Annotated in this window: 10 protein-coding genes; 6 read left to right on the forward strand and 4 right to left on the reverse strand. The window is 67.4% G+C overall.

The window, feature by feature from the left end:
* A partial coding sequence (locus G205_RS19995; protein ID WP_035753966.1) for a TetR/AcrR family transcriptional regulator occupies positions 1-612 on the reverse strand: 612 nt, incomplete at its 3' end.
* 121 nt (positions 613-733) lie between these two features.
* Between G205_RS19995 and G205_RS20000 the strand changes: the two genes are divergently transcribed.
* The 6 genes from G205_RS20000 to G205_RS20025 all read left to right on the forward strand — a co-directional run bounded on the left by G205_RS20000 (position 734) and on the right by G205_RS20025 (position 5,820).
* Positions 734-1,057, forward strand: coding sequence for a thiamine-binding protein (locus G205_RS20000; RefSeq protein WP_009359620.1), 324 nt, complete (start codon positions 734-736; stop codon positions 1,055-1,057).
* Between the two features lie 73 nt (positions 1,058-1,130).
* Complete coding sequence (locus G205_RS20005; protein ID WP_035753964.1) at positions 1,131-1,808, forward strand: O-methyltransferase; 678 nt, start codon at positions 1,131-1,133, stop codon at positions 1,806-1,808.
* 136 nt (positions 1,809-1,944) lie between these two features.
* On the forward strand, positions 1,945-2,424 hold the full coding sequence (locus G205_RS20010) for a Dps family protein (RefSeq protein WP_009359622.1): 480 nt from the start codon (positions 1,945-1,947) through the stop codon (positions 2,422-2,424).
* Between the two features lie 135 nt (positions 2,425-2,559).
* Positions 2,560-3,555: a hypothetical protein gene (locus G205_RS20015; protein WP_235047114.1), complete on the forward strand. Its 996-nt coding sequence runs from the start codon at positions 2,560-2,562 to the stop codon at positions 3,553-3,555.
* Positions 3,549-4,937, forward strand: a complete 1,389-nt coding sequence (locus tag G205_RS20020; protein ID WP_009359624.1) for a bifunctional PIG-L family deacetylase/class I SAM-dependent methyltransferase — start codon at positions 3,549-3,551, stop codon at positions 4,935-4,937. Before G205_RS20015 ends, G205_RS20020 begins: the two co-directional genes overlap by 7 nt.
* 100 nt (positions 4,938-5,037) lie before the next feature.
* Positions 5,038-5,820, forward strand: a complete 783-nt coding sequence (locus G205_RS20025; protein WP_009359625.1) for a glycosyltransferase family 2 protein — start codon at positions 5,038-5,040, stop codon at positions 5,818-5,820.
* Here the strand turns inward: G205_RS20025 and G205_RS20030 are convergent.
* The 3 genes from G205_RS20030 to G205_RS20040 form a co-directional block, all read right to left on the reverse strand.
* Positions 5,807-5,983, reverse strand: coding sequence for a CsbD family protein (locus tag G205_RS20030; RefSeq protein WP_009359626.1), 177 nt, complete (start codon positions 5,981-5,983; stop codon positions 5,807-5,809). The two genes, G205_RS20025 and G205_RS20030, sit on opposite strands and share 14 nt — an antisense overlap.
* A gap of 133 nt (positions 5,984-6,116) precedes the next feature.
* Positions 6,117-6,374, reverse strand: a complete 258-nt coding sequence (locus G205_RS20035; protein ID WP_009359627.1) for a hypothetical protein — start codon at positions 6,372-6,374, stop codon at positions 6,117-6,119.
* A gap of 424 nt (positions 6,375-6,798) precedes the next feature.
* The gene (locus G205_RS20040; RefSeq protein WP_009359628.1) at positions 6,799-8,007 is read right to left on the reverse strand and encodes a YihY/virulence factor BrkB family protein; all 1,209 of its coding nucleotides are present in this window, start codon (positions 8,005-8,007) and stop codon (positions 6,799-6,801) included.
* Positions 8,008-8,115: the final 108 nt, after the last annotated feature.

Consider the following 8,115-nt stretch of genomic DNA (forward strand, 5'->3'; position numbering starts at 1 on the left):
GGTTGCGGCCGGCACCGGGACGTGCGGCGGCAGGGGCCGCGCGGGCCGGGTGGTGCGGATAGCGTCCTCCACCAGGGCCAGCGGCCGACGCCACGCGTCGGATCCTGGTTCCATGGTGTCCACCACGCCGATCAGCATGGCGAGCAGCCGGAACATGTCCGTCATGGAGATGTCGGGCCGAAGGCTTCCCTGCCCCTGCCCGCGCACCAGCAGGACGCTGATGGATTCCATGAGGGACCCGGTGATGCCCGTCAGCAGTTCCCGCCTGCCCGCCACGGCGCCCAACAGGTTGGCGTCGGCGCTGGAGGCATCCATGAGGGACTCCATCACCCGGAACAGGCCGGCGGCGGCGTCAATATCGGCCAGCGCGCCTTCGATCACGGGATCGACGGTGAGCCGGAGCTGGCGGTTCAAGGCCGCGAGGACGAGCTCCTCCTTGTCCGCAAAGTTCCGGAAGAGGGTGGCTGGGCCTACGCCTGCGGTCATTGCGATGGTCTGCAGGGGTACGTCCGGGCCGAATTCCCGGAAGCACTGGCGCGCCGCCGTGATGATCTTGTCCACGTTCCGCGCTGCGTCGGCGCGGAGGGGCTTGCGGGCGACTGCGAGGCTCATGCCCAAAAGGTTAGCAACGCGGCTGCGCACCTTCACCGTTACTGAAGGGTAGGAGCTTATGTGACGGCGGCGCTGCCCGCGCTGCCCGTTTCGCGGGCTGGCGGCGTGGCAAACTGGCACCATGTTGCTTGCGTTTTCTGTTGCCCCGTCCGGCACCCCCGCTGAAGGTTCCCGCCCGGGTGACGCCTCCGTCCACGATGCCGTTGCCGCCGCCGTGAAGATCGTCCGCGAGTCGGGACTTCCCAACCAGACGGACTCGATGTTCACCACCATCGAAGGCGAATGGGATGAGGTCTTCGACGTCGTCAAGCGCGCCACCGAAGCGGTAGGGCGTTACGGCAGCCGGGTATCCCTGGTGATCAAGGCAGACATCCGGCCCGGATACACAGGAGAGCTCACCGCCAAGGTGGAGCGCCTGGAGGGCGCCCTGGCGGACGGTTCCTGACACTTCCGTTGCGGTGCCCCGCAGTCCGGCTGATTCTCTGGACCAGCAAGTCCGCCCGTGCCAAACTGTGGCAATGTTCGAGCACAAACCCCGGCCGGAGTGGACGGCAGCTGAAGAGTTCCTGACACGCGTGGTGGTCCATCCGGACCCGGCCCTGGAGCAGGCCATCAGTTCCGCCGCGGAGGCGGGGATGCCAGCCATCGAGGTGGCGCCAAATGCCGGTAAGCTCCTCAAGCTCCTGGTTCAGCTGTCCGGTGCCCGCCGCGTCCTCGAAATCGGGACGCTTGCCGGTTTCAGCACCATCTGGATCGGCCGGGGGCTTCCCGAGGACGGCACGGTGGTCACCTGCGAATTCCTTCCCAAGCACGCGGAAGTAGCCTGGGCCAACATCGATTTTGCCGGTCTGGGCGAGAAGGTGGAGATCCGGCTGGGGCCCGCGCTGGAAACCCTGGCAGCACTCGCAGAGGAGGGCCGCGAGCCGTTCGACTTCATCTTCATCGACGCGGACAAGGAGAACAACAGCCGGTACCTGGACTGGGCGGTGCGGCTGGGCCGGCCCGGCGCCACCGTGGTCCTGGACAATACCGTCTGGGAGGGTGCCATCCTGGATCCTGACCTGGACCCGGTCAACGCCCCGGGCATTGTGGACGCCCTCAAGCTGCTGGGGGAGCACCCCAGGCTTGATGCCACCGTCATCCAGACGGTCGGTTCCAAGGGATGGGACGGCTTCGCGCTCGCGAGGATCAGCTAGCTGTATTGTCCCGACAGGCATGGGCAGCAGCCCGGCAGCGACATCCTGGCAGCGGCAGTGGCTGGCCCATTACTAAGTATGCTTAGAATGAGGTCCGGCTGAAGGGCAGCCGGCCAGGCCGCATCGGAGGTACTTGATGAAAGCGTCACCCACCCTTGCCAGCAACCTGCAGATGGTCCTCACCGACCTGATTGAGCTGCACCTGCAGGGAAAACAGGCCCACTGGAACCTCGTGGGCACGAACTTCCGCGACCTTCACCTGCAGCTCGACGAGATCATCGCTGCGGCCCGGCTTTTCGCGGACCAGACCGCCGAACGGATGCGGGCCCTGCACGCCCTGCCTGACGGGCGCAGCAGCACGGTCTCGGCCGACAACAGGCTGGACGAGTTCCCCGAGGGCCTCACGTCCACTAAGGACACCGTCAAGCTGATCACCGCGAGGCTGGAGCGCACGGTGCAGACGATGCGCGACGTCCACGACGACGTCGACGACGAAGACCCCACCAGCGCTGACCTGCTCCACGCAGCCATCGAGCGACTGGAACAGCTGGCCTGGATGGTCAACGCGGAAACCATGTCCCCCACCGCCTCCGTCACCGAGCCGGCCGCCAAATAGGTGGCAGTCGGGCAGGCGGTCCACAAAAAAGCGGATCAGCTCCACAGCGAAGCCGGCGGACCGGACGGAACCGGAGGCCCGCTCCGTCCGGTCCGCCTGGCGTCCCCGCCGGAAGATCTTGCAGGATGGACGCCGCTGCTCCAGGCCGTGCAGCGCAGCGTGGGCGACGTGCCCGCGCTGCTCCGCCTTGCTGCTGACGCGGGCCGCAGCTGGCCTCGGCCGGGCGAAGGGAACACTGCCCTGCTGTGGGAACTGCTGGCATCCGTCACCGCTGTGGACGTGGCGGCAGGCCGGGTCTTCGAGCCCCACCTTGATGCCCTGGCCATCCTCCACCAGGCCGGGGCGCCGTACGGGCTGGACCGCACTTGGGGCGTCTTTGCGGCTGAAGGGCCAGGGATGCTCCTCCGGGCAGAAGGCTCCGGCCCCGGCGTCCTCCTCACCGGCTCCAAGCCGTGGTGTTCCCTGGCGGGTCTGCTGCAGCACGCCGTCGTCACGGCACACACCGGCGACGGCGGCAGGGCAGCTTTCGCCGTGGACCTCAAACACAGCGGAGTGGCCTGTGACGAGCCGGGGTGGATTGCCCGCGGGCTCCGGGAGATCCCCAGTGGCACAGTCCACTTCGACCAGGTCCCCGCGGCAGCGGTCGGCACCGCCGGCTGGTACTTCAGCCGGCCCGGCTTCGCCTGGGGCGGCATGGGCGTTGCCGCGTGCTGGCTCGGCGGAGCGGTTGGGGTGGCCCGGGACTACCGCCGCGCCCTGCTGGCCGGGGCAGATGCGGGACGCGAACCGGACCAGCTGGCGCTCGCCTCCCTGGGCGAGGTGGACCGGATCCTGGCCTCGGCCCTCCAGTACCTTGCCCGGACCGCCCACGCGATCGACGAGGGAAGCCTCGGCACGGAGGAAGGCCGGAGCGCCTGGAGCGAGGCCTTGCGGGTACGCGGCACCGTTGCGGCAGCGGTGGAGCGGGTCCTGCACCTCGTCGGTTCCAACCGGGGACCGGCCCCGCTGGCCTTCGATGAGCAGTACGCCAAGCGCACGGCGGACCTTGCCCTCTACGTCCGGCAGCACCATGGCGGCCGCGACGACGCGCACCTGGGTGCGCTCACGCTCAAGGGCGACTGCGCGTGGTGACCTTCTCCCACACCGACCAGGGAACGGAAGAAGCCGCCTGGGAGGCTAGCGGCCTGCCGGTGGCGCCCGAACTGCCCCTCGGGCCGGACGAACGCGCAGCCCTGCGCTTCGTGGTCCTCGCTGCCCATCCCGATGATGAAACCCTTGGCGCCGGCGGCCTGCTCGCCTCCCTGCAGGCCACGGGCGCAGCAGTGGAAGTCCTGCTGTGCACAGCCGGCGAAGGTTCGCACCCTGACTCCCCGACCCATACGCCGGAGGAGCTTGCCGCTGTCCGGATCAGGGAGTTTTCCGAAGCCATGGCTGCCTTGGGCCTCCAGGACCGCTGGCACTTCCTGGGGCTGCCGGACAAGGGATTGGGCATGCACGCGGACACCATCGCCGCGGCCATCCGCGACGCCGGCCGCAGGCTTCGGGGAAACCCTGGCTCGCTGGTCCTGGTTGCTCCCTACCGTGCCGACGGCCACGCCGACCACGACGCCCTGGGCGCTGTCTCCGCTGAGGTTGCCCGCCAGGACGGCCACGGCCTGCTCGAGTACCCCATCTGGTACTGGCTGTGGGCCACTCCGGACCACGCGGACTGGCAGGACTGGCTGCGGTTCCCGCTGGACGCGACGGCCCGGGCGGCCAAGAACCAGGCCCTGCAGGCGCACTCATCCCAGGTCCGTCCGCTGTCGCCTGCAGCGGGGGACGAGGCCCTGCTGGGCGAGGGATTCCTGGGCCACTTCACCCGTGGCTACGAAATGTTCGCCTGGACGCCGCCACGGGAGACCCCGGCAGGCTCCCGCCGAAGCACCGACGCCGAACGGGTTTTCGATGACGTCCACGGGCGGTCCGAAGACCCGTGGAACTACACGTCCAGCTGGTATGAGCGGCGGAAACGTGCCCTGACGCTGGCCGCACTGCCTGCGGAGACGTACGGGTCGGGGCTGGAAGTGGGATGCTCGATCGGAACCCTGACCGCGGAACTCGCAGGCCGCTGCCGCAACCTCCTGGCTGTGGACGCGAGCGGGACGGCCCTGCAGCTGGCAGCCAGGCGGCTGGCCGGACTGCCTCATGTCGGGCTCCGCCAGCTGGTGGTGCCCCAGGCCTGGCCCGAAGGAAAGTTCGACCTGGTGGTGGTGTCCGAGGTGGGCTATTACCTCGCCGCCGATGAGCTTTCCGTGCTGTGGGACAGGATTGAAGCATCCCTCGAGCCTGGCGGGACACTGCTCCTCTGCCACTGGCGGCACCCGGTGGACGGCTGGGAGCTCGACGGCGACACGGTCCACGCCTTGGCAAGGAAGAGGCCCGGATGGAAGCCCGCCGGGCTCCACCGCGAACGCGATTTCGTCCTGGAAACGCTGGTGGCGCCCGCCAGTATCCGGCCGGGGGAGCGGCGATGACCACCGTGGGCTGCGAATGCGCTGCTTCCCTTTCCTTCGCCTGCCCGGACCATCCCGACGTCGGCTCCGTCATGGTGGTTGTCCCCGCACACAACGAGGAGTGGCACCTGGAGGCTCAATCGCCAGTGTCCGTGCCGCCGTCGACGTCCTGCAGGCCGAGCAACCCGGCATCATCGTCCGCGCCATGCTGGTCCTGGACTCCTGCACGGACAACTCGTCCTTCCTCGCCCGGAAGTTCACGGCCGGCGACGGCCGGTTCGGCACCATGGAGGTTGCCTACCGCAGTGTCGGGCGGAGCCGGCGGGCCGGAATCCAGGCACTCTGGGCCCAGGCCGTGCCGGACGCCAGGGCGGCCTCCGGAACCTGGATAGCAAATACCGACGCCGACACGCGCGTCCCAGCGGACTGGCTGGTGCGCCAGCTCCAACTCGCGGCTGCCGGCGCGGATGTTGTCCTGGGCGCCGTGGAACCCGATGCGGACGGAATGGATCCGGAACTGCTGAGGCGCTGGCACCTGCGGCACCCGTTCGTGGAAAACCATCCGCACGTGTACGGGGCCAACCTGGGCGTCCGGGCCTCCGCCTATCGGGCAGCCGGAGGTTTTCCGCGTCACGAGTACGACGAAGACCGGACCCTCGTGGCCCGGCTCCGGGCGGCCGGGGCAGCCATCCATGCCACGGACAGCAACCGGGTGGTGACCTCGGGGCGGACAGCGGCGAGGGCTCCCCGCGGCTTCGCAGCCTACCTGCGGACTTGCCGGGGACTGCGGGGGAGCGGTGGGGGTTGCGGCGTTGTGAAGCACGCGCACTGGACCCCGGGCAAGCGAAAGGGTGCTGCCGCACCATGCGGCAGCACCCTTGCGCGTGGACCTAGTCCTTCTTGAAGGCGTCCTTGACCTTCTCGCCCGCCTGTTTCAGGTCGGCCTTTGTCTGGTCCATTTCGCCCTCGGCCCGGAGGTTTTCGTCGTCCGTGGCCCGGCCGGCGGCCTCCTTGGCTTTGCCGCCCATCTTCTCGGCGGCGTTGTCGATCTTGTCATCCAAACCCATGGCATTGCTCCCTTCGGCTGGTGGCCGGCGGACCATGATGCCCGCCGGCCATAATCCCATGCTAGCCAGACTCGGGACGCTCCAACAGGGGCTGTCCCGCCCTTGACCTGCACATACGTGGAAACCGGAAGGATCAGACCAGCGGCGGTGCGCTGGCCACGATGTAGTCGGCGGCCGCCGGCCCGGTCATGGACAGGTTGTTGCTGTCCGGGTTGATTCCGTGTTCCGCGAGGGCGTCCCAGAGTGCATCCGGTGACTGAAGCTGTGCTTTATGGATGAGGCACCAGCTGGTGTAGAGGCCGTAAAGTTCGTCGCGTCCAAGGCCCAGGCCGGGCTCCCTGTCCGGAACAACTGCTTCGGCAAGAAATTCTTCAAAGTGGTTAGCAGGCATGTCCGCTCATTAGGGTCGACCGTGATGCCGCCGTATCTGCTTCAGCGGCCCTGCCGGCACCGGGGACCGGGGCCAGCAGAGTAATCAAGAAAGTATTGCAGTACGGATCACTTTGTCCAGTTAGGCCACCGAATTGAGGCGCTGCCAAGTGCGCGGATCGAGGGGGCCGACGGCGACTGGGGGGACTGGCCTCGGTCTCAGAGGAGGCCATCTCACCGCCGGCCCCGCCTTGCCCCGGGCCCTTGCCAAACCCGGGATCTTCAACTGGACCTACCTATAATTTTCCCCCATCTTGGAGGTCCTGCCTAGTACCTGCGGCGCACGCCCTGAGCGCGCCGCACGAGGAACGGCCGTCAAGCACAAAGAGGGGTACAGCGCCCTGCAGCGGACGCTGTACCCCTCCGTTGGAAGCAGCCGGTTGTGACTACCGGTTGCCGTGTTCCCCGCCGCCGGGGGACTCCCGGTGGCTGGCGCGGTCCCGCACCTTGTCCTTTACCCGGTCTCGGTGCGGCTCCGTTTCCTGTTGCCGGTCGTTGTCATCCTCATCCTGGTTTTCCGTGCCGTCGCCATGTTGCGCGCTGTACTTCTCACGCAGTTCGCGGCCAACCCGGATGTCTTCTTCCTCCTGCGCCTGGAGCTTTTCGCTCTTCTTGGTGTCCCTTGGCGGCAGCTGGATGGTTTCTTCCGCCTCGATGCCGGCCTCAAGCTGGCGGCCGCGTTCGAGTTCGGCATCGAACTCGGCGCCAAACAGCAGGGACAAGTTCAGGATCCAGAGCCACAGGAGCATAACGATCACGCCACCCAGGGCGCCGTACGTCTTGTTGTAGTTGCCGAAGTTGCCCACGTAAAACCCGAAGCCAAGGGACGCAATCAGGAAGACGAACAGGGCAATGCCCGAGCCCATGCTCATCCACTTGAACTTGGGCTGCTTGACGTTGGGAGTGGCGTAGTAGAGCACGGCGATGATGACGATGATGAGGGCCACCATGACCGGCCATTTAGCTATATTCCAGACGGCGAGGAAGACGCCGCTCAGCCCGATCAGGCCGCCCACTGCCTCTGCTACCGGACCGCTCAGGACCAGCATGCCGGCGAGGATCGCGATGATGACAATTGCCAGGAGGGTGACCACCAGCATGGTGCCGCGCAGCTTCACGAACGGCCGGCCTTCATCCACCTCGTACACCCGGTTCATGGCCCGCCCAAACGCGCCAACATAGCCCGATGCCGACCACAGGGCGGTGGCAAGACCGATGACCAGGGTCAGCCCTGCCGCCGGCGCGTTGGCCAGGTCTTCCACCACGCCGCTGACCGTATTGACTGTCTCCGCGGGGGCGAAACCGCGGACGATGTCCAGCAAGGCAGTGGTGGTCTTTTCCGGATCGCCGAAGATCCCGACCAGTGACACGAGGGCCAGGATGGCCGGGAACAGCGACAGGACGGCGTAGTACGTCAGCGCTGCGGCGAGATCGGTGCATTGGTCCTTGTTGAACTCACGCAGTGTCTTCTTGAGGACGTATTTCCAGGAGGGCTTGTCCACGTCCCGGAGGTTGTCCGGTTTCCTGGAGTCGTTCGGATCCGGCGCCTGTCCTGCCTTGGCTGTGCTGGTCTCGGATGCGTCGTGAGTGGCCATGATGTGTCCTCTCGATCAGGGGCTGAAACGGACAGGCCGGTTCCGCGGGGTGCGGAACCGGCCTGTCTTCTGGTGCAGTTGCCTTGCGTTGCCGCGGGGCCCGGGCTC

Source organism: Arthrobacter nitrophenolicus, assembly GCF_000332815.1.
Lineage (GTDB): Bacteria > Actinomycetota > Actinomycetes > Actinomycetales > Micrococcaceae > Arthrobacter > Arthrobacter nitrophenolicus.